Below are 26,627 nucleotides of genomic sequence, written 5' to 3' on the forward strand. Positions count from 1 at the left end.
GGGTCAGTCCTCGGGCGGGCGCTGCAGCAGCAGCCGGGCGTCGCCGAACCCGAGGCGGCGGTAGAGCGTCTCGCCGACCACGCTCGAGTGCACGACGACGCGTTCGGCGCCGGCGTCGTCCGCCTCGACGAGCAGCCGTTCGACGAGGCGTCCTGCGACACCGGCGCCCCGGAGTTCGGGGTGCACGTAGACGGTCTGCAGTTCGGCGGCCACCCGGCCCCCGGGACGGTGCGGTGCCGGCGGCCGGGGGCTCAGAGCGAGCCACGCCATCCCGAGCACGCGCCCGTCCCGCTCGGCCACCACGCACCGGTGCGAGTCGGCGTGCTCGGCGGCGAACGCGGTCATCGCCTCGCGGTACACCTCCGGCGTGACCGCCGGAGCGGCGCCGTCCTCGTCGACGCTCCACCGCCAGCGCAGGTCGGCTACCGCCGGCATGTCGTCGGGCCGGGAGGCACGGATCACCACGTCGTCCATCGCTCCACCCTGCCAGGTGGTCGGGTCCACCGCCGCGGGCCGCCCGGCCACCGAACCCGGTCCGTCGACGGACGACGAGAGCGCCGCCTCCCCGAGGGGAGACGGCGCTCTCGTGCGAGCGACGGGGTCGCTACTTCTTGGCGCTGAGCTGCTCGATGATCGCCTTGGCGACGTCGTGCATGGTCAGCCGACGGTCCATCGAGGCCTTCTGGATCCAACGGAACGCCTCGGGCTCGGTGAGGCCCATCTTCTCGTTGAGCAGGCCCTTGGCGCGGTCGACGAGCTTGCGGGTCTCGAAGCGCTCGACGAGGTCGGCGACCTCGGCCTCGAGCGTGATGATCTGCTGGTGCCGCGAGAGGGCGATCTCGATCGCGGGGAGCAGGTCGTTCGGCGTGAACGGCTTGACGACGTAGGCGAGGGCGCCGGCCTCGGTCGCACGCTCGACGAGGTCCTTCTGGCTGAACGCCGTGAGGAGGACCACGGGGGCGATGTGGTTCTTCGAGAGCTTCTCGGCGGCGGAGATGCCGTCGAGCTGCGGCATCTTGACGTCCATCACGACGAGGTCGGGACGGAGGTCGGTGGCGAGCTGCACGGCGGTCTCGCCGTCACCCGCTTCGCCGACGACGTCGAACCCGTTGTCGCGGAGGATCTCGACGATGTCGAGGCGGATGAGCGACTCGTCCTCGGCGACGACGACGCGACGGGGTGCTGTTGCAGTTGCTTCTGTGTCACTCACACGCAAGAGCCTACTAGACACCGGAACGCGCGTTCGTCAGGCGGCGGATGCCGCGTTGTACGAGTGGCGGGACGGTCGTACCAGGACTGCCCCGCACGCCGTGAGCCGCGTTGTACGAGTGGCGGGACGGTCGGACTGGGACTGTCCCGCACGCCGTGAGCCGCGTTGTACGAGTGGCGGGACTCGAACCCGCACGCCGTGAGGCAGAGCATTTTGAGTGCCCCGTGTCTACCGTTCCACCACACTCGCTGGCGGACATCAGGCTAGCAGGGCGCCCGCCCTCGGACGCGCACCCTCCGGCACCGTCGGGCTCGTCGCGAGGCGCAGCTCGAAGACCGCGCCACCGAGGTCCCCGTCGGGCCCGTGGACGAGCGACCCGCCGTGCGCGAGTGCGATGCCCCGGGCGATGGGGAGCCCGAGCCCCGCCCCACCGGAGCGGACGTCCCGGGCGTCCTCGAGCCGGACCAGCCGGTCGAAGACGCGCTCGCGGTCGGCTGCCGGGATGCCCGGGCCGTCGTCCTCGACCCGGAGCAGCGCGTCGTCCGGCCCCGCGCGGAGCGTCAGCCGGACGCTGCCCGTCCCACCGGTCGCCCGCGCGGCGTTGTCGACCAGGTTGCCGAGGACCTGCGCGAGCCGGTCCGGGTCCACGTCGGCGTCGACCGCGTGGTCCGGGACGTCGAGGTCGACCTCCACGCCGGGGAGCCGGATCCGGAGCCGATCGGCCTCGGCACGCAGCCAGTCGACGAGGTCGGTGCGGCGTCGGTCGAGGGCGATGCCCCGGTCGAGGCGCGCCATCGTGAGCATGTCGTCGACGAGGCGTGCCGCGCGGTCGGCCTGCCGGACGACGTGCACGGCCAGGACCTCGTTCGTCGCGGGGTCGTCCGGTCCGTTCCGGACGAGGGTGTCCGCGGCCGCGCGGACGCCGGCGACGGGGGTGCGGAGTTCGTGGGCCGCGTCTGAGAGGAACGCGCGGACCCGTTCCTCGGCGGCGACCGCCTGCGCCTCGGCGCCCTCGACCGCGTCGAGCATCTCGTCGAGAGCGAGTGCGACGCGGCCGATCTCGGTGTCGGTGCGTGACGGGCGGAGCCGCCGTCCGCGGTCGCCCGCGGTGATGGAGCGGGCCGCCCGGGTCATCTCGTCGAGCGGCCGCAGGGAGCGGCGGACGACGAGCACGACACCCACGACGGCGACCCCGAGGAACGCGGCCGACGCCCCGCCCATGACCCAGCCGAGCTGCGTCAGGGTCTCCTGCACGTCGCGGGTCCCCGCGGTCAGCGTGATGCGGGTGCCGTCGGCGAGGTCGGAGCGGAGCGTGAGCACCCCGTCGTCCTCGTGCACCGACGACGACGTGATGGTCGCTCCGGCGGTGGCGGACGACGCCGTGCCGGAAGACCCCGAGTCGGACGACGCTGTGCCGTCCGACGCCGTGCCGTTCGACCCCGACGCGCTCGTCCCCGCCGACCGCGGTGCCGGCCCCGGCAGTGTGCCCGGGTCGGGCGGACCCTTCCGGAGCTGCTCCGGGCTGGGCCCCGCCTCGACCGCGGCGCCGTCGGGCTCGACGATCCGCACCGAGAGCCCCTGGGCGGACAACCGGTCGGCGAGGTCGCTCGCGTCGAGCACCCCGACGAGCGCGGCGGCGGCCGAGGCGCGGTCGCGCAGACGGTCCTCGACCTGGGCGGTCAGACGGGCGCCGAGCACGGCCTCGACCGCGACGACGAGGGCTGTGAGCAGGACGGTGAGGAGCACGAGGATGGCGATCACCGTCCGCAGGCGCAGCGAGGTGGTGCGCAGCCGACCGTCGCGCATCACGCTGCACCCCGGTCGACGGCGAGCCGGTACCCGAGGCCCCGGACGGTGTGCACGAGCCGCGGACCGTGCGCCTCCATCTTCCGCCGCAACGCGCTCAGGTGGACCTCGACCAGGTTCGGCGCGATGTCCTCGTAGCCCCAGACCTGCGTCGTGATCTGCCCCTTCGACACGGTCCGCCCCCGGCTCTCGGCGAGGAACCGGAGCAGCCGGAACTCGGTCGCGGTCAGGTCGAGCAGCACGCCGCCACGCCGGACCGTCGACCCGTCGGGGTCGAGGACGAGGTCGCCCACCTCGATCACGGACGGCACCCGTCCGCGCCGCCGGAGCACGGCCGTGACGCGGGCGACGAGCTCCGCCATCGCGAACGGCTTCACCACGTAGTCGTCGGCACCCTCGGCGAAGCCGCGGAGTCGGTCGTCGAGCTCGTCGCGCGCGGTGGTCATCACGACCGCGGCGTCCGAGCGGGCGCGGATGCGGGCGGCCAGCAGGATGCCGCTCGGCCCGGGGAGCATCCAGTCCAGCAGGACGAGGTCCGGGGCGGTGCGGTCCAGGTCGGCCGCGATGGAGCGGCCGTCGGCGACCTCGGCGACGGTGAAGCCCTCGGCGCGGAGGGTCGTCACGACGGCGGTGCGGAGGGAGTCGTCGTCCTCGACCACCAGGATGCGTGCGGGTGCGTTCACGGCGGCCACGGTAGGGCGGTTCCGCCAGCACGGAGCATGGAACGAGCTGGAGAACCCCTGTGCGCAGCAGATGCTTCAGTCCTGCTTCAGATTCGAACCCGACCGTCGTCCTCGTCGGCGGACCGCCCCGGTCGACCGACGGACGAACAGGAGATCACCATGCAGGACGAACAGCCCACCACGCGCCGCCGGAGCCTCCGGGCGGTCGGCATCGGTTCCGCCGCGGCGGCCGTGCTGGTCCTCGGCGGGATCGGGGTCAGCGCGGCGATGGCCGCCCCCGCCGCACCGAGCTCGGCCGCGACCGGCGCGCCGACCGCCGGCCCGAGCGGCGCCCCGACCGGCGCCCCGACCGGAGCCCCGACAGGAGCCCCGACGGACGGTCCCGCCGCCGGCCCCGGCGCGAAGGACGGCGCCGCGGGCTCCGCCCCCGGATGCGTCGCCGGCCCGCTCGCCGACGGGAAGGCGCCCACCCCGCCGAAGGACGGCACGGCACCCACCCCGCCGAAGGACGGGAAGGCACCCACCCCGCCCAAGGACGGGACGGCACCCACCCAGCCCAAGGACGGGACGGCACCGACCCCGCCCGCCGCTCCCGGGTCCGACGCCACCTCGACGCCGGAACCGACGACCGGGTCCTGAGCACCCCGCACCCGCCGCGGGAGGCGCGTGCCGTCGGCCGACGGACCGACGCGTGCCGCGCCTCCCGACCGGCGGAGCCCTCAGGGACGCTCGATCGCCTCGATCGCCGCCACCACGCTCGCGCGCCGCGGCGATCGACGCGGCAGTGCCGCGAGCAGCGCCAGCAGCACCTGCTCGTCGGCTGCGCCGTCCGCGGTGCGCGCCCAGGCCTGCAGCGCGTCGACGCCGCCGTCCTGCAGGAGCGACTCACGGAACCGTGACCGGACCCGGTCGCGCAGGTCGTCGACACCCGGCGACGCGGAACCCGGCAGGACCGGTCCCGTGTAGCGGTCGACAGCCTGGAGGCGCGCCCCGCGGTCGAGCGCGGACAGCACCGTCTCGACGTCGGTGCGGATGCCCTGCAGGCGGTACGGCCTGGACGTGAGCCCCGCGTCGAGCCCGTGGTGCGCGAGGACGCGCCGGAGGCGCACCACCTCGGCGCGCAGCGTCTGGACGGCGCGGGCATCGCCGTAGACCGCGACCGCGAGGTCCGCGGCCGCCAGCCCCTCGGGGCTCGCTGCGAGCACCGCCAGGATCTCCGAGTGCCGCTCGGACAGCCTGGTCGACCGCGTGCCGACGTGCAGCGTCGCGGTGTCGGCGCCGAGCAGGGTGAGCTCCGCCGACGCGACGGGTCCCGGACGGGTGGTCCGTGCCGAGAGGGCCGCCAGCGCGAGCTCCGCCTCGGCTGCCGCGGCCGTCGCGGTGAGGAGCGGGAGGGTGTGGCGCTCGACCGCGCGGTCGTCGCCCGTGATGTCGAGCGCGCCGACGACCGTGCCGGCGGCGTCGCGGAGCGGGACGGCCGTGCACGAGAACCCCTTCACCGCGGTCGCGTAGTGCTCCTCGGCGTGGATCTGGACCGCGCGCCCGAGCCGGAGCGCCGTCCCGGGGGCGCTCGTCCCGGCTCGGTCCTCGGCCCAGTCGGCGCCGGGGACGAACCCCATGCCCTCTGCCGCGCGCCGGGCGGACCGTGCGCCGTCCACCCAGACGAGCCGACCCGTCGCGTCGGCGACCGCGACGACGCACCCGGCCGAGCGGACGTCGTCGAGCAGGAGCCGACGGACGACCGGCAGTGCGGTGCCGAGCGGGCCCGCGCGGCGGAGCGCGTCGAGCTCGTCCTCGCCGAGGGAGGGCGTCGGCACGGCGTCCGGGTCGACGCGGGCGGAGCGGCGCCAGGACGCGGCGACGAGCGGACGGAGACCGGACGGTTCGCGCATGCGCCCTCCTGTCCGGTCCCCGTCGCGTCGTCGCGACCGGTGCGGTCAGCCTACGTCGGGTGCCGCGCGCGGGCCAGGGCCGACGAGGCCGAGATCCGCGAGTTCGCCCTCGTCGAGCATCCGGGACCGGGTGAGGAACCGCTTGCCCTCCGGCACCTCGAGGGAGAACCCGGCACCTCGGCCGTCCACGACGTCGATCGTGAGGTGGGTGTACTTCCAGTACTCGAACTGCGAGCGGGACATGTAGACCTCGACGGGCGCGATGCCGTCGACCTCGAGCGCGCCGAGGAGCACGTCGCCGGAGCCGGTGGTGAACATCCCGACCGGGTAGCACATCGGGCTCGAGCCGTCGCAGCACCCGCCCGACTGGTGGAACATCAGCGGGCCGTGCCGGGCGGCGAGGGAGCCCAGGAGCGCCGCCGCCGCCGGCGTCACGGCCACCCGGGCGGTCGTGGGCCGGTCGTCGGTGTGCGGCATCAGAAGAAGCCCATCGGACCCTCGGCGTAGGACACGAGGAGGTTCTTCGTCTGCTGGTAGTGCTCCAGCATCATCTTGTGGTTCTCCCGTCCGATGCCGGACTGCTTGTAGCCGCCGAACGCCGCGCCCGCCGGGTACTGGTGGTACGTGTTCTCCCACACACGACCCGCCTGGATGTCGCGGCCGGCGCGGTAGAGCGTGGTCGCCTCGCGGCTCCACACTCCGGCGCCGAGGCCGTAGAGCGTGTCGTTGGCGATCGAGATCGCGTCGTCGTAGCCGCTGAACGACGTCAGTGCGAGGACGGGGCCGAAGATCTCCTCCTGGAAGATCCGCATCGAGTTGTCGCCCTCGAACACGGTCGGCTGGACGTAGTAGCCACCGGACAGCTCACCACCGAGGTCGGCCCGCTCGCCGCCGGTGAGGAGCTTCGCGCCCTCCTGCTTGCCGATGTCGATGTAGCTCAGGATCTTCTCGAGCTGGTCGTTCGACGCCTGCGCCCCGATCATCGTGGCGAGGTCGAGCGGGTGGCCCTGCTTGACCGCACGGACCCGGTCGAGGCCGTCGGCGACGAAGCCGTCGTAGATCTCCTTCGCCACGAGGGCTCGGGACGGACACGTGCAGACCTCGCCCTGGTTGAGGTTGAAGAAGGCGAACCCCTCGAGCGCCTTGTCGTAGAAGGCGTCCTTCTCCTGGGCCACGTCGGCGAAGAAGAGGTTCGGGCTCTTGCCGCCGAGTTCGAGCGTCACCGGGATGAGGTTCTGCGAGGCGTACTGCATGATCAACCGGCCCGTGGTCGTCTCGCCGGTGAACGCGACCTTGCGGATGTCCGGGTGCTGCGCGAGTGGTGCGCCGACCTCGATGCCGAAGCCGTTCACGACGTTGAGCACACCGGCGGGGAGCAGGTCACCGATCAGGTCGATGAGGACGTGGATGGACGCCGGCGTCTGCTCGGCGGGCTTCAGGACGACGCAGTTGCCCGCGGCCAGGGCGGGTGCGAGCTTCCACACCGCCATCAGGATCGGGAAGTTCCACGGGATGATCTGGCCGACGACCCCGAGCGGCTCGTGGAAGTGGTACGCCACGGTGTCGTGGTCGATCTCCCCCGTCGACCCCTCCTGCGCTCGGATCGCCCCGGCGAAGTAGCGGAAGTGGTCGATGGCCAGCGGGATGTCCGCGCCGATCGTCTCGCGGATGGGCTTGCCGTTCTCCCACGTCTCGGCGACGGCCAGGGACTCGAGGTTCTGCTCCATCCGGTCGGCGATGCGGTTGAGGATCGCGGCGCGTTCGGCGACACTCGTCCGGCCCCAGGCGGGGAAGGCCTTCCACGCGGCCTCGACCGCCCGGTCGACGTCCGTGGAGTCCCCGCGGGCGATCTCGGTGAAGACCTTGCCGGTGACGGGTGTGGGGTTCTCGAAGTACTGGCCCCCGGCGGGCGGGACGTACGCGCCGCCGATGTAGTGGTCGTACCGGGAGCGGAACGAGACGAGGGAGCCCTCCTCGCCGGGTGCGGCGTAGGTGGAGGGGGACGGTGCGATGGTCATGGTGGACACCTTTCGACGACGCTGTCGGGGCGCTGGATCCGCGCCTGCCCGAACGCTACGACCGTCGGGGTTGCATCCGGTTGCATCCCGGTCGCACCCGGCGGCCCGAACGGACCCCGGCCGGTCGAGGTAGCGTCGTTGCGAGCAGACCTGACAGGGAGGAGTGCTCGTGGATTCTCGTGCCGTCCGCACGTTCCGGGTGTTCGTCGTCGTCACCGCCATCGTCGCCGTCGTGCTCGGCGTCGTCGCGATCGTCTGGCCCAGGCCGTCCCTCGTCGTGGTGGCGCTGCTCTTCGGCGTGTACCTCGTGGTCGCCGGTGCCCTCCGCGTGTTCGCCGCCGTGCGCGGCCACGGGACCCCGGCGGTGTGGCGGTGGACGTCCGGCATCGTCGGCGGACTCGTCGGCGTCGCCGGGCTCGTGACGCTGCTCGACCCCGCCGTCCCGCTCCTCGTCTACGCGGTGCTCGCGGGCGTCGGCTTCATCGTCGAGGGGATCGCGTCGCTGGTGGGCGCGTTCGTCGGACACCCCGGGTCCTCACGGATCCCGTCCGTCGTCAGCGGCGTGCTGTCGATCCTCGGTGGCGTGGTCGTGCTCGTCGCGCCGGGCCTGGCGTTGACCGTCTTCATGGTCTTCTCCGGGATCGCGCTGATCGTCGTCGGCGCCGCGGCCCTGCTGCTGCTCCCGCCCCGGGCAGCCCTCCGCCGGTAACGGCACCCCGCCAGACCCCGCACGGTCCGGGGCCGCGCGGTCCGAGGATGCACGGTCCGGGGGTCGTGTACGACGGGGGCCGTTTACGCCGGTCGGCTAGGCGCTCCCCGTCCCGAACAGCAGGCCGAGCCCGTACGTGACCGCAGCGGCACCGAACCCGATCGCGAGCTGCCGGAGCGCCCGCCGGAGCGGCGACGCCCCGCTGAGCACCCCCACGACGGCACCGGTGCCGAGCAGCGCGATCCCGACGAGGACCGCCGCCACCGCGATCGCCGCCCACCCCTCGAGCCCGAAGAGGTACGGCAGCACGGGGATGATCGCCCCCGACGCGAAGAAGCAGAAGCTCGAGATCGCCGCGCTCATGCCGTTGCCGATCGCCTCGTGGTCGTCGACCGACGCGGTCCCCGTCACCGTGGCACCGCCGAGGACGTCGTCGGCGTGCTGCTGCGCCTCGGTCTCGGACATGCCCCGGGCCCGGTAGACGAGGGCCAGCTCGTTGGCGTCGACGTCGAGGTCCGCGACGGCACGGCCGGCCTCGGGGTGCGGGGCGGAGGCGGTGAGCAGCTCCCGCTGGGACCGGACCGAGACGTACTCCCCCGCGCCCATCGAGAGCGCCCCGGCGAGGAGGCCGGCGATGCCGCTCAGCAGGACGAAGTGCCGGTCGGCCCCGGACGCGCTGACACCGATGATGAGCGCCAGGTTCGACACGAGGCCGTCGTTCGCGCCGAACACGGCGGCGCGGAACGTGCCGGACAGGCGCATCCGCCCGCGGTTCGCGAGCCCGCGCACGACCTCGCCGTGGATCCGCTCGTCCGCCGCCATGGTCGCGGTGGCGTCGGCGTCGTCGGCGTACGGCGATCGGTCCTCGGCACGCTGCATGAGGGCGAGGACGAACACCGACCCGAACCGCTTCGCGAGCGAGGCGAGCACGCGGGTACGGAGACTGCCGCGCTGCGGGCGGCCCACGTCGTCACCGAGCAGGTCGAGCCAGTGCTGCTCGTGCCGCCCCTCGGCCTCGGCCAGGGCGGACAGGATCTCGCGCTCCTCGCCGTCGCGCCTGGCGGCGAGGTTGCGGTAGACGGCGGCTTCCGCCCGCTCGTCGGCCAGGTACCGGCGCCAGCGTCGGACGTCGGTGCGCTGGGCGGTGGGTCGGGACTGGAGGCTCACACCGGCCATCTTGCCCGCTCGCGGAGCCGCGTGGTCGCGGCGGCCGCGGGGCGGGGCGGGACGCGACAGGGCGCGGACCGGAGGCTGCGTGCGTCGCCGCACCGTGCCTCCTGTCCGCGCCCTGTCGGGACGCGACGGACGTCAGTCGCGCACGTAGGCCGGAGCGGCCTCCGCGTGGGCGTCGCCCACGCGGTGGACGCGCAGGTCGTTCGTCGACCCCTCGATGCCGGGAGGCGAACCGGCCGTCACGATGACACGGTCGCCGGGCGCGGCGAGACCGTTCTCGAGGAGGACGTCGTCCACCTGCGAGAAGAGCTCGTCGGTGTGGGTCTTGCGCTCGACGAGGAACGAACGGACGCCCCAGGTGAGCGCCATGCGGCGACGGGTCGCCTCGTTCGGGGTGAAGGCGATGATCGGCAGACCGTGACGCAGACGCGACATGCGACGGGCCGAGTCGCCGGACTCGGTGAACACGCAGAGGTACGAGGCCTCGGTGAACTCGGCGATCTCGACCGCGGCGAGCGTGATCGCGCCGCCGAGGGTGCGCGGCTTCGTGCCGAGCGGCGCGATGCGCTCGAGGCCGTGGTCCTCGGTGGACTCGACGATGCGCGCCATGGTCCGGACGGTCTGCACCGGGTACTCGCCGACGCTGGTCTCGCCGGACAGCATGACGGCGTCCGCGCCGTCGAGCACGGCGTTCGCGACGTCGGAGGTCTCGGCGCGGGTCGGGATCGGGGACGAGATCATCGACTCGAGCATCTGCGTCGCGACGATGACGGGCTTCGCCATGCGGCGGGCGAGCTCGACGGCACGCTTCTGCACGATCGGGACCGCTTCGAGCGGGAGCTCGACACCGAGGTCACCGCGGGCGACCATGATGCTGTCGAAGGCGTCGATGATCTCCTCGAGCGCATCGACCGCCTGCGGCTTCTCGATCTTCGCGATGACGGGGAGGCGCTTGCCCTCTTCGTCCATGATCTCGTGCGCGCGCTGGACGTCGGCGGCGTTCCGCACGAACGACAGCGCGATGAGGTCGGCACCCTGGCGGATGCCCCAGCGGAGGTCCGCCTCGTCCTTCTCGCTGAGCGCGGGGACGTTCACGGCGACGCCGGGCAGGTTGATGCCCTTGTTGTTCGACACCGTGCCGCCGACGACGACCTCGGTGCGGACGCGCACGCCGTCGGTGTCGAGCACGCGGAGGCGGACACGGCCGTCGTCGATGAGCAGCGGGTCGCCGGGCTGGACGTCCTGCGGGAGGCCCTTGAACGTCGTGCCGCAGATCTCCTTCGAGCCGGGGACGTCCTCGGTGGTGATGGTGAACACGTCGCCGACCGCGAGGTCGTGCGGGCCGTCGGCGAACTTCGCGAGGCGGATCTTCGGACCCTGCAGGTCGACGAGGATCGCGACGGGCTTGCCGAGCTCCTCGGCGGCGCGACGGACGTTCTCGTAGTTGGCCTCGTGGACGCTGTAGTCACCGTGGCTGAGGTTGAGGCGGGCGACGTCGACGCCCGCTTCGATGATCTCCTTGACGGTCTCGTACTCCGACGTAGCCGGTCCGAGCGTCGAAACGATCTTTGCGCGTCTCAATGGATTCCTTCGTGGTGGTGGATGGTGCTTGGGGCTCCGCGCTGTGGGGCCGCGCGGAACGAAGCGAGGCCACCAGCACCCTATCGAGTGCTGGTGGCCGGTCGCTCACGAGTGGGTGAGCATCACGTGCCCGCCCACGTCAGACGGAGATGGCACGGTCGGTGGCCTTGACGGGGGCCGGCAGGATCGTCGAGCCCTCGAGGTACTCGTCCACCTTCGCGGCGGCGGCGCGGCCCTCGGCGATCGCCCACACGATGAGCGACTGCCCACGGCCGGCGTCACCGGCGACGAAGACGCCCGGCTCGTTCGTGGTGTAGTCGGCCTGGCGCGCCACGGCGCCGGACACCGTCACCGGCAGCCCGAGCTGCGGCTCGAGCGTGTCGGTCTCGGGACCGGTGAAGCCCATCGCGACGAGGACGAGGTCAGCGGGGATCTCGCGCTCGGTGCCCGACTTCGGGACACGACGGCCGTCCAGGTACTCGGTCTCGGCGACGCGGAGCGCCCGGACCTCGCCGGCCTCGTTCGCGAGGAACTCGACGGTGGACGCGAGGTAGTGCCGCTCACCGCCCTCCTCGTGGGCGCTGGTGACCTCGAACACGGTCGGGAACATCGGCCACGGCTGGTCGGACGGACGCTCCAGCGGCGGCTGCTTGCCGATCGCCAGGTTCGTCACGCTCAGCGCGCCCTGTCGGTGCGCGGTGCCGATGCAGTCGGCTCCGGTGTCGCCACCACCGATGACGACGACGTGCTTGCCCTCGGCGGTGACCTGGTTGTCCACGGTCGTGCCGGCGTTCGCCTTGTTCTGCTGCACGAGGTAGTCCATGGCGAAGTGCACACCCGCCAGGTCTCGCCCGGGGATCGGCAGGTCGCGCGGCACCGTGGCGCCGGTCGCGACGACGACCGCGTCGTAGCGGGACTTCAGGTCGACCCACGTGATGTCGCGCCCGATCTCGACACCCGCGCGGAAGCGGGTGCCCTCGGCCTGCATCTGGGCGAGGCGCATGTCGATCTGGCGCTTCTCCATCTTGAAGTCCGGGATGCCGTAGCGGAGCAGGCCACCGATCCGGTCGTCGCGCTCGTAGACCGCGACGGTGTGGCCGGCGCGCGTCAGCTGCTGGGCGGCGGCGAGGCCGGCGGGGCCGGACCCGACGACCGCGACCGTCTTGCCGGTCAGGCGCTCCGGCGGGTGCGGGGTGACCCAGCCGTTCTGGAACGCCTCGTCGATGATCGAGACCTCGACCTGCTTGATCGTCACCGGGGGCTGGTTGATGCCGAGCACGCAGGACGCCTCGCACGGTGCCGGGCAGAGCCGACCCGTGAACTCCGGGAAGTTGTTCGTCGCGTGCAGCCGCTCGATCGCCTGTCGGCCCTCGCCGCGCCAGGTGAGGTCGTTCCACTCGGGGATGAGGTTGCCGAGCGGGCACCCCTGGTGGCAGAACGGGACGCCGCAGTCCATGCAGCGACCGGCCTGCCGCTTGAGCGCGCCGGACTCCTGCTGCTCGTAGACCTCTTTCCAGTCCATGAGTCGCACGGGCACGGGTCGTCGGGCGGGGAGCTCGCGCTCCTGCACCTTGAGGAAGCCCTTCGGGTCAGCCACCGGTCACCTCCAGAATGCGGTTCCACACCACGTCGCCGTCCGGGTCGAGCCCCTCGTCGACGGCCTGTTGTCGGGTCTCGAGCACGGCCGCGTAGTCCCGCGGCAGCACCTTGACGAAGTCGCTCAGGTCACCGGCCTCGAGCAGTTCGCTCGCGAGGGTCGACCCGGTCTCGGCGGCGTGCCGCGCGAGCAGGTCGTTCACGATCTCGACGTCAGCGCTGTCGAGCGGCTCGAGCCGGAGCTCGCCGGACGCGAGTGCGTCGGTGTTCACGTGCTCGTCGCGGAGCCCACGGACGTACGCCGTCCCGCCGGACATGCCGGCACCGAAGTTCCGGCCGGTCTCGCCCAGGATGAGCGCGAGGCCACCGGTCATGTACTCGAGCGCGTGGTCCCCCACCCCCTCGACGACCGCGGTGGCGCCGGAGTTGCGCACCAGGAACCGCTCACCCACGATGCCGCGGATGAACATGCTGCCCTGGGTGGCGCCGTAGCCGATGACGTTGCCGGCGATGACGTTCTGCGCGGGGTCGAACCCGCTGCCGGCGTCGGGACGCACGACGATCTCGCCGCCGGACAGCCCCTTGCCGACGTAGTCGTTGCTGTCGCCGACGAGCCGGAGCGTGATCCCGGCGGGCAGGAACGCGCCGAGCGACTGTCCGGCGGACCCGCGCAGCGTCACGTCGATGGAGCCCGATGGGAGACCGTTCTCGCCGTGGCGCAGGGTGACCTCGTGCCCGAGCATGGTGCCGACCGCGCGCTCGGTGTTCCGGATCGGCAGGTCGAGCGCGATCGTCCCGCCGTGCTCGAGCACGTCGGACGTCTGCTGGATGAGCTGCACGTCGAAGTGCTGCTCGAGCTCGTGGTCCTGGTCGCGCAGGTGCCGACGGGGCTCGTCGGCGTCGAAGTGCGGCCCCTTGAGGACGGGCTCGAGGTCGAGGCCGGCGGCCTTCCAGTGCTCCACCGCGCGGTCGACGTCGAGGGCGTCGGCGTGCCCGATGGCCTCTTCGAGGGACCGGAAGCCGAGCTCGGCGAGGAGCTCGCGCACCTCTTGGGCGATGAACTCGAAGAAGTTCACGACGAACTCGGGCTTGCCGCTGAACCGCTTGCGGAGCTCCGGGTTCTGGGTCGCGACGCCCACCGGGCAGGTGTCGAGGTGGCAGACCCGCATGAGGATGCAGCCCTCGACCACGAGCGGCGCGGTCGCGAAGCCGTACTCCTCGGCGCCGAGCAGCGCGGCCACGACGACGTCACGGCCGGTCTTCATCTGCCCGTCCACCTGCACGACGACGCGGTCGCGCATGCCGTTCAGCATGAGCGTCTGCTGCGTCTCGGCGAGGCCGATCTCCCACGGGGTGCCGGCGTGCTTGAGCGAGTTCAGCGGCGACGCGCCCGTACCACCGTCGTGCCCGGAGACCAGGACGACGTCGGCGAGGGCCTTCGTGACACCGGCGGCGACGGCGCCGATGCCCGACTGGCTGACGAGCTTCACGTGGACGCGTGCGGACGGGTTCGCCCGCTTCACGTCGAAGATCAGCTGCTTGAGGTCCTCGATCGAGTAGATGTCGTGGTGCGGCGGTGGCGAGATCAAGCCGACACCGGCGGTCGCGTGCCGGGTGCGGGCCACCCAGGGGTAGACCTTGGTCGGGGGCAGCTGCCCGCCCTCGCCCGGCTTCGCACCCTGCGCCATCTTCAGCTGGATGTCGGTCGCGTGCGTCAGGTACATGCTCGTGACGCCGAAGCGCCCGGACGCGACCTGTTTGATCGCACTGCGACGCTCGGGGTCGAGCAGACGGTCGACGTCCTCGCCGCCCTCACCCGTGTTGGACCGACCGCCCAGCCGGTTCATCGCGATCGCGAGGGTCTCGTGCGCTTCCTTCGAGATCGACCCGTAGGACATCGCACCGGTGTTGAACCGCTTCACGATCGACTCGATCGGCTCGACCTCGTCGAGCGGGACCGGCTTGCGGGCGCCCTGCGCGAACCGGAACAGGCCGCGGAGGGTCATGAGCTGCTCGGACTGGTCGTCGACGGCCTGCGAGTACTCGCGGAAGATGTCGTACCGGCGCGAGCGCGTGGCGTGCTGCAGCCGGAACACCGTGTCCGGGTTGAAGAGGTGCGGCGGGCCTTCGCGACGCCACTGGTACTCACCGCCGGTCTGCAGGCGCTCGTGGGAGAGCACCGCACCGTCCTGCGGGTACGCCTGGGCGTGCCGCTCGGCGTTCTCCTTGGCGATGACCTCGATGCCGACACCCCCGAGGATCGAGGACGTCCCCGTGAAGTACCGGTCGACGAACTCCTGGCTGAGCCCGACGGCCTCGAAGGCCTGCGCTCCGGCGTAGCTCGACACCGTCGAGATGCCCATCTTCGACATGATCTTCAGGACGCCCTTGCCGAGCGCCTTGATCACGTTCTTGACGGCCTGCTCCGGGGTGATGCCGGTGATCATGCCCTGACGGACCAGGATCTCGCAGGTCTCCATCGCCAGGTACGGGTTGATCGCCGAGGCGCCGTAGCCGATGAGGGTCGCGACGTGGTGGACCTCGCGCACGTCGCCGGCCTCGACGATGAGCCCGACCTTCATGCGCTGCTCGGTGCGGATGAGGTGGTGGTGGACCGCGGCGAGCAGCAGCAGGCTCGGAACCGGGGCCTGCTCGGCGTTGCCGTCACGGTCGGACAGCACGATGAACTGCTTGCCTGACTCGATCGCGGCGTCGACCTCGTCGCAGACGGCGGCGATCCGCTTCTGCATGGCCTTCTTGCCGGCGTCGACGCGGTACAGGCCCTTGATCGTGACCGTCAGGTGCCGACCGGACTCGGTCTCGAAGTGCTGGATCTTCGCGAGCTCGTCGTTGTCGATCACCGGGAAGTCGAGCGTGATCTGCTTCGCGTGCTCGGGACCGGCGGTGAGCAGGTTGCGCTCCGGCCCGAGGCCCATGCCCATCGAGGTGATGACCTGCTCGCGGATCGAGTCGAGCGGCGGGTTCGTCACCTGCGCGAACTGCTGCGTGAAGTAGTCGAAGAGCAGTCGGGGCCGCTGGGACAGCACCGCGATCGGCGTGTCCGACCCCATCGCACCGAGCGGCTCCGCCCCGGTCTGCGCCATCGGACGCAGCAGGATGCGGACCTCTTCCTCGGTGTAGCCGAAGGCGCGCTGACGACGGGTCACGGACGCCGGCGTGTGCACGATGTGCTCGCGGTCAGGCAGGTCGGCGAGGTTGATCCGCCCGCCGTCGAGCCACTCGCCCCACGGGCCGGAGGTCGCCAGCTCGCGCTTGACCTCGTCGTCCTCGATGATGCGGCCCGCCTCGGTGTCGACGAGGAACATCCGGCCGGGACGCAGACGGCCCTTGCGGACCACCTTGTCGGCGGGCACGTCGATGACACCGGTCTCGGACCCCATCACGATGAGACCGTCGTCGGTCACGAGGAAGCGGCCGGGACGCAGGCCGTTGCGGTCGAGCGTCGCGCCGACCAGCGTGCCGTCCGTGAACGTGATGGCGGCGGGTCCGTCCCACGGCTCCATGAGCATCGAGTGGTACTCGTAGAACGCGCGGAGCTCGGGGTCCATCCCCGTCTGGTTCTCCCACGCTTCCGGCACCATCATCGAGACCGCGTGCGGCAGCGACCGGCCGGTGAGCGTCAGGAGCTCGAGCACCTCGTCGAAGGACGCCGAGTCGCTCGCACCGGGGCTGACGATCGGCAGCAGCGGTGCCATGTCCCCGAGGAGCTCGCTCTGGAGCTGGGACTGGCGGGCCCGCATCCAGTTCCGGTTGCCGCGGACGGTGTTGATCTCACCGTTGTGCGCGAGCGTCCGGAACGGCTGGGCGAGCGGCCACGACGGGAACGTGTTCGTCGAGTACCGGGAGTGCACGATGGCGAGCTTCGACGCGAAGCGGTCGTCGCTGAGGTCCGGGTAGAACGGCTCGAGCTGGAGCGTCGTGACCATGCCCTTGTAGACCATGGTCCGGCTCGACAGCGACATGAAGTACACCTCGCTGTCGTGCTCGGCACGCTTGCGGAGGCGGAAGGCCTGACGGTCGAGCGCGACACCGCTCCAGGACGCGCCGTGCACGTCGTGGCGGATCGAGGCGACGAAGAGCTGCTCGAACGCGGGCATCGCTGCACGTGCCAGGGTGCCGAGCACCTCGGGACGGACGGGCACCTCGCGCCAGCCGATGACACGCAGGCCCTCTTCACGGGCCAGGCGCTCCACGGCGCCCTTCGCCGCGTGACGGTCGTCCTCGTCGACCGGCAGGTAGGCGGTCCCCACCGCGTACTCCCCCGCGGCCGGCAGCTCGAACGGCGCAACGGCACGGAAGAAGTCGTCCGGCACCTGGCAGAGGATGCCCGCGCCGTCACCGGTCCCGGCGTCCGAACCCACCGCACCGCGGTGTTCGAGGTTGCGCAGCGCACCGAGGGCGGCGTCGACGATGTCGTGCCCCGCGGTGCCGCGGAGCGTGGCGACCATGGCCAGGCCGCACGCGTCCTTCTCGTTCGCCGGGTCGTACATGCCGGCGGCGTCCGGGATCGCGGAGAACCGACGGTGCGGCGGCTGGAGTGCCGCCGGGGACTGGGGTGGCTGGAGCGCCATGGGGAACCGTCCTCACGAGGAAGTGGAACAGGGACAGCGGTGGCCCGGTGGTGCGTTCCGCCCGCAGTGGGCGGGACTGGTGCCCGTGCCCGCCGACAGTGAGTTGCCCTGGCGGCGTGCGAGGAGTCGGACCAGCTCGTGGCGGGTCCAGGGTGGTGCTGCTGGCAGGCGGTACCGATCCGGGATCGGTCACGCAGGAGGGGTGCTTCCTACGCGCGGCCAGCGGTGCTGCTGGTGACCGGATCGGATTCGGTGACGGCCGCCGGAGCGTCGTCGTCGTGCTCCGACCAGGTGTCGTCCGAGTCTACCCCGGACTTCGCGCGCGGCTCGCGACCGGGCAGGTACGGGCTCGGCTCCTGGCCGAGGTGCCGCCGCGACTGCACGAGGAAGATGATGATGCCGAGCAGGATCGCCGCGAAGGACATCCACACGTTCGTCCGGATGCCGAAGAACGTCTCGCTCGTGTCGACGCGGATGGACTCGAGCACCGAACGGCCGATGCCGTACCAGATGAGGTAGAGCGACAGGACCTTGCCCCACTGCAGACGGAACTTCTTGTCGAGCAGGAGAATGACGACGACGCCGACGACGTTCCAGATGATCTCGTAGAGGAACGTCGGGTGGAACAGCGTGCCCTCGGGCAGCCCCTTCGGGAACGCCGCGTTCGACGACTCGATCTGGAGCCCCCACGGCAGGCTGGTCGGCATGCCGAACAGCTCGTGGTTGAAGTAGTTGCCGAGCCGCCCGAAGGCCTGGGCGAGCAGCACGCCCGGGACGACGGCGTCGATGAAGGCGGTGAAGCGGAGCCCGACCTGGCGGCAGCCGATCCAGGCGCCGACCGACCCGAGGATGAGCGCACCGAAGATGGCGAGCCCACCTTCCCAGACGTAGAGGAAGGAGAGCGGGTCGCGCCCGGGGCCGAAGTAGTCGCTGACGTGCGTGAACACGTGGAACAGCCGTCCGCCGATGATGCCGGCCGGGACCGCCCAGATCGCGATGTCGATGATGATCCAGCGTTCGACGCCGCGCGCGTTGAGCCGGCGGTTCGCGAGGACCACGGCGGCGACGATGCCGAGCAGGATGCAGATCGCGTACGCGTGGATGCGGAAGTCGAGCGGCAGCGACCAGCCGAACACGTCGCGCAGCCAGGCGGTCAGGTCGAAGTACTGCCACGCGGTGCTCGGGCTCGGGATGCTCAGGAGGGGCATGGAGGTGCTGTCGCCTTTCGGTGCTGGCTGGGCGCGGTACCGACGTGCCGTCGGCCCCGCTCACTGTAGCGCGGGACGTGCGTGCGGCAGGAACCGAGGGAGCGGTCCTGTGGAAACTGTGACCGTCGGGAGGCGCGGTGCGAGCCGGACACGTCAGGTCCCCGCGCCGCGGTGCGGGTGGGCCGACGGGACGGCCGGCACCGCGCCTCCTGGACGGTCAGCGGCGCGTCGCGCCGGAGGTGAGGTCGGCCGCCCGGTCGGCGACGCCCTGCACCCCGAGGTCGGCGAGGGCTCGCACGAAGGCGGACCCGATGATCGCGCCGTCGGCGTACTCGAGGACCTCGCGGACCTGCTCCGCCGTCGAGATGCCGAGGCCGACGCAGGTGCGGTCGACGCCGGCCTCGCGGAGCCGGGACACGACGGTGCGGGCGGCGACGTCGACGCCGACGCGGGCGCCGGTCACGCCCATCGTCGACACGGCGTAGACGAACCCGCGGCTCGCCTCGACGGCCTGCCGCATCCGGTGGTCGGTCGAGGACGGCGCGGCGAGGAACACGCGGTCGAGGCCGGTGCGCTCGGACGCGTCGATCCAGGTGCGGCCCTCGTCGGGGATGAGGTCCGGGGTGATGAGCCCGGAGGCACCGGAGGCGACGAGGTCGTCGGCGAACCGCTCCACGCCGTACCGGAGCACCGGGTTCCAGTAGGTCATCACGAGGACGGGCACGTCGGCACGCTCGGTGATCTGGTGCACGGCATCGAACACCTGCGCCACGCGGAAGCCGCCGGCGAGGCTCTCCTCCGCCGCCCGCTGGATGACCGGACCGTCCATCACCGGGTCGGAGTACGGCAGCCCGAGCTCGATGACGTCGACGCCGTTCTCGGCCAGGGCCACGGCGGCGTCGACGCTCGTCTGCAGGTCGGGGTAGCCGGCCGGCAGGTAGCCGACGACGGCGCCGGCGCGTTCGGCGTTGGCGGTGTCGATCGTCGTCGCGACGGTCTTGGTCGTGGTCACAGCTGCACCGCGTTCTCGTCGAGGATGCCGAAGTAGCGACTGGCGGACGCGACGTCCTTGTCACCCCGGCCGGACAGGTTCACGAGGATGACGCCCTCGGGGCCGAGCTCCTTGCCGAGCTGCATCGCGCCGGCGAGGGCGTGCGACGACTCGATCGCCGGGATGATGCCCTCGGTCTGGCTGAGGAGCCGGAACGCCTCCATCGCCTCGGTGTCGGTGATCGGCGAGTACTTCGCCCGCCCGATCGAGGCCAGGTAGGCGTGCTCGGGTCCGACGCTCGGGTAGTCGAGCCCGGCGGAGATGCTGTGGCTCTCGATGGTCTGGCCGTCCTCGTCCTGCATGAGGTAGGACTTCGTGCCCTGCAGGACACCCTCGCGGCCGAGCGTGATGCTGGCGGCGTGCCGACCGGTCTCGACACCCTCGCCACCGGCCTCGAAGCCGTGCAGCGCCACGGACTCGTCGTCGAGGAAGGCCTCGAAGATCCCCATCGCGTTCGAGCCGCCGCCGACGCACGCGGCGACGGCGTCGGGCAGGCGTCCGACGAGGTCGAGGACCTGCTGCCGTGCCTCTTCGCCGATCACCTTGTGGAACTCGCGCACCATCTCGGGGAACGGGTGCGGCCCGGCGACGGTCCCGAGCAGGTAGTGCGTCGAGTCGACGTTCGCGACCCAGTCGCGCAGCGCGTCGTTGATGGCGTCCTTGAGGGTGCGCGAGCCGGTCTCGACCGGGACCACCTCGGCGCCGAGCAGTCGCATGCGGGCGACGTTCAGCGCCTGTCGCTCGGTGTCGACGGCGCCCATGTACACGACGCAGTCCATCCCGAACAGCGCCGCCGCGGTGGCCGTCGCGACCCCGTGCTGGCCGGCGCCGGTCTCGGCGATGAGGCGCGTCTTGCCGAGCCGCTTCGCCACGAGCGCCTGCCCGAGCACGTTGTTGATCTTGTGCGAGCCGGTGTGGTTGAGGTCCTCACGCTTGAGGATGACCCGGGCACCGCCGGCGTGCTTGGCGAACCGGGGCACCTCGGTGATGATCGACGGACGTCCGGTGTAGTCGCGCTGGAGGTCGTCGAGTTCCTTCCGGAACGCCGGGTCCGCCCAGGCGTCGCGGAACGCCGCTTCGAGTTCGTCGAGCGCGAGGACGAGCGACTCGGGGACGAACCGCCCGCCGAAGTCGCCGAAGTACGGTCCGTGCAGGTCGCGGAGTGAGGTCACGATGGGTCTCCCGGGACACGCCCGGCGAACCGGGCTGGGACGGGCCCGGCGAACCGGGCGGGATGCCCGGCGGTGCCGGGCGGGGTGCCCGGCGGGACCGGGCGGGATGCCCGGCGGTACCGGGCGGGGTGCTCGGCAGTGCCGGGCGGGGACGGTCGTCGTCGTCAGTCGCGGTCGGCGGCTCGGATGAACGACGCGAGTGTGGCGGCGGGGTCGTCGCCCGTCACGAGCGCCTCCCCCACGAGGACGACGTCGGCTCCGGCGGCGCGGTAGTGCGCCACGTCGGCGGGGCCGGCGACCGCGGACTCGGCGACGCGCACGACCCCGTCGGGGATGCGGTCGGCGAGCGAGCCGAACAGGTCGCGGTCGAGCGAGAAGTCGGTGAGGTCGCGGGCGTTCACCCCGAGGATCCGGGCGCCGGCGTCCAGGCCGCGTGCGACCTCGTCCGCCGAGTGCGCCTCGACCAGGACCCGCATGCCGAGTTCCTCGGCCAGGGTGTGGAGCTCGACCAGCTGCTGCTGCTCGAGCGCCGCGACGATCAGGAGCACGACGTCCGCTCCGGCGGCTCGCGCCTCGATCACCTGGTAGGGATCGGCGATGAAGTCCTTGCGGAGGACGGGGACGCCCACGCGGGCCTTGACCGCTTCGAGGTCGGCGAGGGACCCGAGGAACTTGCGCCCCTCGGTCAGCACGCTGATGGTCGACGCGCCGCCGCGTTCGTAGTCGGCGGCGAGGGCAGCGGGGTCCTCGATGGTGGCCATGGACCCGCGGGACGGGCTGGCGCGCTTGACCTCGGCGAGGATCTTCACCCGGTCACCGGGCGCCAGGAACGCGAGGGCGTCGAGCGGGGACGCGACGCGGTCCAGGTCACGTTCGACGTCCGAGTAGGGACGGTCGACGCGACGGGCCGCGGCGTCCTCGAGCGCGCCCGCGACGAGGGTCTCGAGCACGTTCGGCATGCCGGACCTACTCCGCGTGGTGCTTGGGGACGAACTTCGGACCGTCGACGCCGTAGCCCGCCTTCTTCATGACGCCACCGACGATGAGGCCGATGAGCACCACGCCGGCGGAAGCCCAGACGCCCCACGGCTGGTCGAACCAGAAGAACAGCGTGCCGGCCGCGAATCCGATCAACATGATCACGACGGCGGTCCAGGCTGCCGGCGAGTGGCCTTCGCCGAGTTCTGCGGGCTCAGTGTTGCTCACGGTGCTCCTCGTTCTGCTTCGGCGCCGTCGTTCGACCGGCGTCCCTTCGATCCTACCGTGTCGTCCGCTGCTGCCCCGGCCGTGTCGTCCGGCCCGGCGACCGGTTCCGACGTCGGGTCGACACCGGCGCTCAGGTCGTCCCAGTCCACGACCGCGTCCCGTTCGACGGGTGCTGCGGCACGCGCGTCGGCCGCGGCTCCGGCGGTCGCGGCGCCGTACTTGCGGCTCGGTCCCGGCCAGGACCGCTGCACGACCAGCACCACGACGCCGAGGAGCACCGCGAGCACGCCGCCCGCGATGCCGACGGCCGGCCACGCCGACACGTCGACGCTCGACACGACACGGCGCACGGCGGACAGGTCGGCCACGCCGGCGACCTCGCCCACGGCACCCTTCGCCGCGGCGACCGGGTCGGCCAGCGCGGTGATCCCGGACACCACGACGCCGGCGCCGAGCAGGATCTCGACGGCGGCCAGCACGATCCGGACGACGCGTCCGGCGATGGTCATCGCGAGGAAGAGCGCGAGGCTGGCGATCGCCAGGGCGGTGTACTGCGGCACCGCCGCGGCACCGTCGGCGTCGACCTTCGCGGCGACGGCGGCACCCGGGTGCAGGTGCACGGTGAACCACGTCTGGGTCCACGAGAGCATGATGATGCCGGCCACGGCGAGGCCGGCGACGACGACGAGCGGCCGGGAGCGCCGCGCCCTCACGAGTGCACCCCGCGCATCCGGTTCGCGGTCGCGATGGCACGCAGCGGCGCGGCAGCCTTGTTCACGGCCTCGATGTGCTCGGTCTCCGGGTCGGAGTCGGCCACGAGCCCGGCCCCGGCCTGCACCCGTGCCACGCCGTCCTTGATGAGGGCGCTGCGGATGGCGATCGCGAGGTCGGCGTCGCCGGCGAAGTCGAAGTACCCGACGACCCCGGCGTACGCGCCGCGCGTGGCGGGCTCGAGCTCGTCGATGATCTCCAGCGCCCGCGGCTTCGGCGCCCCGGACAGGGTGCCGGCCGGGAACGTCGCGCGGAACACGTCGATCGCCGACGCATCCGGTCGCACGGCACCCTCGACGCTCGACACCAGGTGCATGATGTGGCTGAACCGCTCCACCGTCATGAACTCGGTCACGGCGACCGTGCCGGGCTCGCAGACCTTCTGCAGGTCGTTCCGCGCGAGGTCGACGAGCATCAGGTGCTCGGCGCGCTCCTTGGGATCCTCGAGCAGCTCCTCGCCGAGGCGGACGTCCGACTCGGGCGTCGCACCGCGCGGACGCGACCCGGCGATCGGGTGGGTGATGGCACGACCGGCCTGCACCTTCACGAGGGCCTCTGGTGATGCGCCGACGATCCAGAACCGCTCGTCGGCGGTGTCCGCGAGCGACAGGAAGTACATGTACGGGCTCGGGTTGAGCGTCCGCAGCACGCGGTAGACGTCGAGCGGGTCCGCGGTGACCTCGTGGTCGAACCGCTGCGAGATGACGACCTGGAAGACGTCGCCGTCGCGGATGAAGCCCTTCGACCGCTCGACCGCGGCCATGTAGTCCTCGGGGGTGGAGCGGTGCGTCGGGGTCGGCTCGGCGATGTCGAACGCCTCGGCGACCGTCGCGACCGAGGGCCGGACGAGGTCACCCTGCATGCGGTCGAGCCGGGCCTGCGCGTCCACCCACATGGTGTCGGCGTCGTCGGCCCCGTCGTTCAGCACGCTGGCGACGAGCAGGACGAGCCCGGTGCGGTGGTCGAGCGCGGCGAGCTCGGACACGAACGCGAGGGCCTGCCCCGGCACGTCGAAGTCGGCCGGCGGCACGTTCGGCAGGTGCTCGAGCTGGCGCACGGCCTCCCAGCCGATGAACCCGACGGTGCCGCCGACGAGCGGCGGCGTGCCGGGGATGCGCGGGGTCGCCCAGCGCTCGTGCAGGCGCGCGAGCACCTCGAGCGGCTCGCCGTCGAGCGAGTCCACCGCGCGGGAAGCCGGGATGCCGGTGTCGATCCAGGCCGCGCGGTCGTCGTCCTGGGTGAGCACCCCGAAGCTGCGCACGCCGACGAACGACCAGCGCGACCAGAGGCCGCCCTGCCCGGCCGACTCGAGCAGGAAGGTGCCGGGCCGGCCGTCCGCGAGCTTGCGGTAGACGCCGACCGGCGTCTCGCTGTCGGCGTAGAGGGCACGGACGACCGGGACGACGCGGTGGCCGTCCAGCAGGCCGTCGAACTCCGGACGGGAGGTCGTGTGCGGCGTGTCGGAGAGCGTCGCGGTCGTCATCGGGTCGCCTCCACGGCCCCACCGGCGGGAGCGGACGTGCCGTCGGTGGGAGCGGACGTGCCGTCGGCGGGAGCGGCGCCGCCGTCTGCGGGTGTCGACACGCCCCCTGCGGGCGCGGACGCCGTCACGGGGTCGAGCGGGTCGACGTCGAAGCAGCGGTGGGCACCGGTGTGGCAGGCCGCACCGACCTGCTCGACCGTGACGAGCAGGGTGTCCGCGTCGCAGTCGAGCGCGGCGCCGCGCACGTACTGCGCGTGCCCCGAGGTGTCGCCCTTGCGCCAGTACTCCTTGCGGGAGCGCGACCAGAAGGTCACCCGTCCCTCGGTGAGGGTGCGGCGGAGGGCTTCCCGGTCCATGTAGCCGAGCATGAGGACGTCCTTCGACGACTCCTCTTGCACGACGGCGGGGAGCAGCCCGTCCGCACCGAACCGTGCGCGGTAGAGGACCGCGTCCGTGCTGGTGCTGGTGCTGTCGGTCATGAGACTCCTAGCCTACGGCGGCGGGTCAGCGGACGGCGTGCCCGGTCGCGCCCAGCGCGGCCTTCACGTCGCCGATGGTCATCTCGCCACGGTGGAAGACGCTGGCGGCGAGGACGGCGTCCGCACCCGCGTCGATCGCGGGGGCGAAGTGCTCGAGCCGACCCGCGCCTCCCGAAGCGATGACCGGCACCGTCGCGATCGCGCGCACCGCGGCGACGAGCTCGAGGTCGAACCCGTTCTTCGTGCCGTCCGCGTCGATCGAGTTGACGAGGAGCTCCCCCGCGCCGCGTTCGACGGCCTCGCGCGCCCAGGCGAGGGCGTCGAGGTCGGACTCGGTCCGTCCGCCGTGCGTGGTGACGACGAAGCCGGACGGCATCCGGTCCGACCGCTTGACGTCCAGGGACAGCACGACGGCCTGCGCGCCGAACCGGTCGGCGATCTCGCCGACGAGTGCCGGGCGCGCGATCGCGGCGCTGTTGACGCCGATCTTGTCGGCGCCGCACTGCTGCAGCCGGGACACGTCGTCGACGCTCCGGACGCCTCCGCCGACCGTCAGCGGGATGAAGACCTGCTCGGCGGTCCGCGTCACGGTGTCGTACATCGTCGCGCGGTTCTCGACCGTCGCGCCCACGTCGAGGAAGGTCAGCTCGTCGGCGCCCTGCTCGTAGTAGCGCGCGGCGAGCTCGACCGGGTCACCGGCGTCCTGCAGGTCGAGGAAGTTCACGCCCTTGACGACCCGGCCGCCCTTGACGTCCAGGCACGGGATGACCCGGACGGAGACCCCGCTCACAGCCGCGCGGCGTGGATCGGGCTGACGAGGATGGCGCGGGCGCCGAGGTCGTACAGCGCGTCCATGATGAGGTTGGCGTCGTCGCGCGGGATCATCACGCGGACGGCCGACCAGTCGCGACCGTGCAGCGGCGAGACGGTGGGCGACTCGATGCCGGAGGCGACCGCGGTGGCCTGTTCCAGGAGCCCGGTGGGGATGTCGTAGTCGAGCATCACGTACCCGCGGGCGACGAGGACGCCCTGCAGGCGCCGACGCAGGACGTCGATGCCGGGGATCGTCTCGTCGGTGGAGATGAGCAGCGCGGTCGACTCGAGGATGACCGGCCCGAAGATCTCGAGCCCGGCGGCGCGGAGCGTGCTGCCGGTCGACACCACGTCGGCCACCGCGTCGGCGACGCCGAGGCGCACGGCGCTCTCCACAGCACCGTCGAGCTTCACGAGCGTCGCGGTGACGCCGTGCTTCGCGAGGAACTCACCGACGAGGCCGGGGTAGCTCGTCGCCACCCGCACACCGTCGAGGTCCTGCAGCGTGCTGAACCGGCCGGGCGTCCCGGCGAACCGGAAGGTCGAGTCGGCGAAGCCGAGCGCGTCCACCTCGTGCGCCGCGGAGCCGGAGTCGAGCAGCAGGTCGCGGCCCGTGATCCCGACGTCGAGCGCGCCGGAACCGACGTAGGTGGCGATGTCGCGCGGGCGGAGGAAGAAGAACTCGACGCCGTTGCGCTCGTCGAGCAGGTGGAGCGCCTTCGGGTCGCGGCGGCCGGCGTACCCGGCCTCGCGCAGCATGTCGGAGGCGGTCTCGGAGAGGGAGCCCTTGTTGGGCACGGCGATGCGGAGCATCAGGGGTCTGCTTTCTGGTGGAGGGGCCGGCGGCTGATCAGCGGATCAGAGATGTCGCCAGACGTCCGCCGGGGTGAGCCCCTTGGCGACCATGAGCACCTGCAGGTGGTACACGAGCTGCGAGATCTCCTCCGAGGTGCGCTCGTCGCCCTCGTACTCGGCCGCCATCCAGACCTCGGCTGCCTCTTCCACGATCTTCTTGCCGATCTGGTGCACGCCGGCGTCCAGTTCGGCGACGGTGCCGGAGCCCTCGGGGCGCGTGCGCGCCTTCTCGGTGAGCTCCTGGAACAGGTCGTCGAACGTCTTCACGCGCACCAGGCTACCGCCCTCCGCCGACGCGGTGGACCGACCGTCCGGACGGGAGGCACGGC

24 protein-coding genes and 1 tRNA gene are annotated in these 26,627 nt (G+C 72.1%); 2 read left to right on the forward strand and 23 right to left on the reverse strand.

Annotation, left to right across the window (positions count from 1 at the left end):
- Positions 1-3: 3 nt before the first annotated feature.
- From ACQXVK_RS08420 to ACQXVK_RS08440, 5 genes are all read right to left on the reverse strand, one after another.
- The gene (locus ACQXVK_RS08420; RefSeq protein ID WP_430853263.1) at positions 4-474 is read right to left on the reverse strand and encodes a GNAT family N-acetyltransferase; all 471 of its coding nucleotides are present in this window, start codon (positions 472-474) and stop codon (positions 4-6) included.
- A gap of 130 nt (positions 475-604) precedes the next feature.
- Positions 605-1,210 carry an ANTAR domain-containing response regulator gene (locus ACQXVK_RS08425; RefSeq protein ID WP_022905562.1) on the reverse strand — a complete coding sequence of 202 codons (606 nt, stop codon included), beginning with the start codon at positions 1,208-1,210 and terminating at the stop codon, positions 605-607.
- Between the two features lie 168 nt (positions 1,211-1,378).
- A tRNA-Leu gene (locus tag ACQXVK_RS08430) sits at positions 1,379-1,459 on the reverse strand.
- 9 nt (positions 1,460-1,468) lie between these two features.
- Complete coding sequence (locus ACQXVK_RS08435; protein ID WP_430853264.1) at positions 1,469-3,016, reverse strand: HAMP domain-containing sensor histidine kinase; 1,548 nt, start codon at positions 3,014-3,016, stop codon at positions 1,469-1,471.
- On the reverse strand, positions 3,016-3,699 hold the full coding sequence (locus ACQXVK_RS08440) for a response regulator transcription factor (RefSeq protein WP_042723507.1): 684 nt from the start codon (positions 3,697-3,699) through the stop codon (positions 3,016-3,018). Before ACQXVK_RS08440 ends, ACQXVK_RS08435 begins: the two co-directional genes overlap by 1 nt.
- Positions 3,700-3,858: 159 nt before the next feature.
- Here ACQXVK_RS08440 and ACQXVK_RS08445 point away from each other — a divergent pair, with 159 nt between their 5' ends.
- Entirely contained in the window at positions 3,859-4,338 is a 480-nt protein-coding gene (locus tag ACQXVK_RS08445) for a hypothetical protein (protein WP_430853265.1), read from the forward strand.
- 80 nt (positions 4,339-4,418) lie between these two features.
- Here ACQXVK_RS08445 and ACQXVK_RS08450 read toward each other — a convergent pair whose 3' ends face one another.
- From ACQXVK_RS08450 to exaC, 3 genes are read right to left on the reverse strand one after another with little or no spacing between them, the layout of a single operon-like run.
- On the reverse strand, positions 4,419-5,591 hold the full coding sequence (locus tag ACQXVK_RS08450; RefSeq protein ID WP_430853266.1) for a GAF domain-containing protein: 1,173 nt from the start codon (positions 5,589-5,591) through the stop codon (positions 4,419-4,421).
- A 45-nt stretch (positions 5,592-5,636) separates the two neighbouring features.
- A complete protein-coding gene (locus tag ACQXVK_RS08455) occupies positions 5,637-6,068 on the reverse strand; it encodes a DUF779 domain-containing protein (RefSeq protein WP_022905557.1) in 432 nt (143 codons plus the stop codon).
- Positions 6,068-7,609: an acetaldehyde dehydrogenase ExaC gene (gene exaC, locus ACQXVK_RS08460; protein ID WP_402263146.1), complete on the reverse strand. Its 1,542-nt coding sequence runs from the start codon at positions 7,607-7,609 to the stop codon at positions 6,068-6,070. Before exaC ends, ACQXVK_RS08455 begins: the two co-directional genes overlap by 1 nt.
- Before the next feature lie 169 nt (positions 7,610-7,778).
- Here exaC and ACQXVK_RS08465 point away from each other — a divergent pair, with 169 nt between their 5' ends.
- Entirely contained in the window at positions 7,779-8,318 is a 540-nt protein-coding gene (locus tag ACQXVK_RS08465; protein ID WP_402263149.1) for an HdeD family acid-resistance protein, read from the forward strand.
- Positions 8,319-8,414: 96 nt separating this feature from the next.
- On the opposite strand, the gene ACQXVK_RS08470 is transcribed toward ACQXVK_RS08465, so the two are convergent.
- The 15 genes from ACQXVK_RS08470 to ACQXVK_RS08540 form a co-directional block, all read right to left on the reverse strand.
- On the reverse strand, positions 8,415-9,494 hold the full coding sequence (locus tag ACQXVK_RS08470; protein WP_022905554.1) for a VIT1/CCC1 transporter family protein: 1,080 nt from the start codon (positions 9,492-9,494) through the stop codon (positions 8,415-8,417).
- A 132-nt stretch (positions 9,495-9,626) separates the two neighbouring features.
- Entirely contained in the window at positions 9,627-11,072 is a 1,446-nt protein-coding gene (gene pyk, locus ACQXVK_RS08475; protein ID WP_430853267.1) for a pyruvate kinase, read from the reverse strand.
- Between the two features lie 139 nt (positions 11,073-11,211).
- On the reverse strand, positions 11,212-12,669 hold the full coding sequence (locus ACQXVK_RS08480) for a glutamate synthase subunit beta (protein WP_430853268.1): 1,458 nt from the start codon (positions 12,667-12,669) through the stop codon (positions 11,212-11,214).
- Positions 12,662-17,179: a glutamate synthase large subunit gene (gene gltB, locus ACQXVK_RS08485; protein ID WP_430853441.1), complete on the reverse strand. Its 4,518-nt coding sequence runs from the start codon at positions 17,177-17,179 to the stop codon at positions 12,662-12,664. The genes ACQXVK_RS08480 and gltB overlap by 8 nt, the downstream gene beginning before the upstream one ends.
- Positions 17,180-17,469: 290 nt before the next feature.
- Positions 17,470-18,468, reverse strand: a complete 999-nt coding sequence (gene lgt, locus ACQXVK_RS08490) for a prolipoprotein diacylglyceryl transferase (RefSeq protein ID WP_402263158.1) — start codon at positions 18,466-18,468, stop codon at positions 17,470-17,472.
- Between the two features lie 217 nt (positions 18,469-18,685).
- Complete coding sequence (gene trpA / locus ACQXVK_RS08495; protein ID WP_022906927.1) at positions 18,686-19,480, reverse strand: tryptophan synthase subunit alpha; 795 nt, start codon at positions 19,478-19,480, stop codon at positions 18,686-18,688.
- Positions 19,477-20,691 (reverse strand): tryptophan synthase subunit beta, encoded by a 1,215-nt coding sequence (gene trpB, locus ACQXVK_RS08500; protein WP_022906928.1) that lies wholly within the window; start codon positions 20,689-20,691, stop codon positions 19,477-19,479. The genes trpA and trpB overlap by 4 nt, the downstream gene beginning before the upstream one ends.
- A gap of 164 nt (positions 20,692-20,855) precedes the next feature.
- Positions 20,856-21,641, reverse strand: a complete 786-nt coding sequence (gene trpC / locus ACQXVK_RS08505; RefSeq protein WP_031262166.1) for an indole-3-glycerol phosphate synthase TrpC — start codon at positions 21,639-21,641, stop codon at positions 20,856-20,858.
- Between the two features lie 16 nt (positions 21,642-21,657).
- On the reverse strand, positions 21,658-21,897 hold the full coding sequence (locus ACQXVK_RS08510) for an HGxxPAAW family protein (protein WP_022906930.1): 240 nt from the start codon (positions 21,895-21,897) through the stop codon (positions 21,658-21,660).
- Positions 21,894-22,610, reverse strand: a complete 717-nt coding sequence (locus ACQXVK_RS08515) for a Trp biosynthesis-associated membrane protein (RefSeq protein ID WP_430853269.1) — start codon at positions 22,608-22,610, stop codon at positions 21,894-21,896. Before ACQXVK_RS08515 ends, ACQXVK_RS08510 begins: the two co-directional genes overlap by 4 nt.
- Positions 22,607-24,151, reverse strand: coding sequence for an anthranilate synthase component I (locus ACQXVK_RS08520; RefSeq protein WP_430853270.1), 1,545 nt, complete (start codon positions 24,149-24,151; stop codon positions 22,607-22,609). Before ACQXVK_RS08520 ends, ACQXVK_RS08515 begins: the two co-directional genes overlap by 4 nt.
- Positions 24,148-24,630, reverse strand: coding sequence for a phosphoribosyl-AMP cyclohydrolase (gene hisI, locus ACQXVK_RS08525; RefSeq protein WP_430853272.1), 483 nt, complete (start codon positions 24,628-24,630; stop codon positions 24,148-24,150). Before hisI ends, ACQXVK_RS08520 begins: the two co-directional genes overlap by 4 nt.
- A gap of 25 nt (positions 24,631-24,655) precedes the next feature.
- The gene (gene hisF, locus ACQXVK_RS08530) at positions 24,656-25,420 is read right to left on the reverse strand and encodes an imidazole glycerol phosphate synthase subunit HisF (protein WP_402263171.1); all 765 of its coding nucleotides are present in this window, start codon (positions 25,418-25,420) and stop codon (positions 24,656-24,658) included.
- Positions 25,417-26,256, reverse strand: a complete 840-nt coding sequence (gene hisG, locus ACQXVK_RS08535; RefSeq protein ID WP_022906699.1) for an ATP phosphoribosyltransferase — start codon at positions 26,254-26,256, stop codon at positions 25,417-25,419. Before hisG ends, hisF begins: the two co-directional genes overlap by 4 nt.
- 45 nt (positions 26,257-26,301) lie before the next feature.
- Entirely contained in the window at positions 26,302-26,565 is a 264-nt protein-coding gene (locus ACQXVK_RS08540) for a phosphoribosyl-ATP diphosphatase (RefSeq protein WP_031259753.1), read from the reverse strand.
- Positions 26,566-26,627: the final 62 nt, after the last annotated feature.

This window comes from Curtobacterium sp. AB451, from assembly GCF_050585845.1.
GTDB lineage: Bacteria > Actinomycetota > Actinomycetes > Actinomycetales > Microbacteriaceae > Curtobacterium.

Coding starts and splice junctions, on each gene's coding strand:
- ACQXVK_RS08450 (WP_430853266.1), bottom strand. CDS start 5,591: ATGCGCGAACCGTCCGGTCTCCGTCCGCTCGTCGCCGCGTCCTGGCGC.
- ACQXVK_RS08470 (WP_022905554.1), bottom strand. CDS start 9,494: ATGGCCGGTGTGAGCCTCCAGTCCCGACCCACCGCCCAGCGCACCGAC.
- ACQXVK_RS08445 (WP_430853265.1), top strand. CDS start 3,859: ATGCAGGACGAACAGCCCACCACGCGCCGCCGGAGCCTCCGGGCGGTC.
- ACQXVK_RS08520 (WP_430853270.1), bottom strand. CDS start 24,151: ATGACGACCGCGACGCTCTCCGACACGCCGCACACGACCTCCCGTCCG.
- ACQXVK_RS08455 (WP_022905557.1), bottom strand. CDS start 6,068: ATGCCGCACACCGACGACCGGCCCACGACCGCCCGGGTGGCCGTGACG.
- gltB (WP_430853441.1), bottom strand. CDS start 17,179: ATGTACGACCCGGCGAACGAGAAGGACGCGTGCGGCCTGGCCATGGTC.
- exaC (WP_402263146.1), bottom strand. CDS start 7,609: ATGACCATCGCACCGTCCCCCTCCACCTACGCCGCACCCGGCGAGGAG.
- ACQXVK_RS08435 (WP_430853264.1), bottom strand. CDS start 3,016: ATGCGCGACGGTCGGCTGCGCACCACCTCGCTGCGCCTGCGGACGGTG.
- ACQXVK_RS08420 (WP_430853263.1), bottom strand. CDS start 474: ATGGACGACGTGGTGATCCGTGCCTCCCGGCCCGACGACATGCCGGCG.
- hisG (WP_022906699.1), bottom strand. CDS start 26,256: ATGCTCCGCATCGCCGTGCCCAACAAGGGCTCCCTCTCCGAGACCGCC.
- lgt (WP_402263158.1), bottom strand. CDS start 18,468: ATGCCCCTCCTGAGCATCCCGAGCCCGAGCACCGCGTGGCAGTACTTC.
- hisI (WP_430853272.1), bottom strand. CDS start 24,630: ATGACCGACAGCACCAGCACCAGCACGGACGCGGTCCTCTACCGCGCA.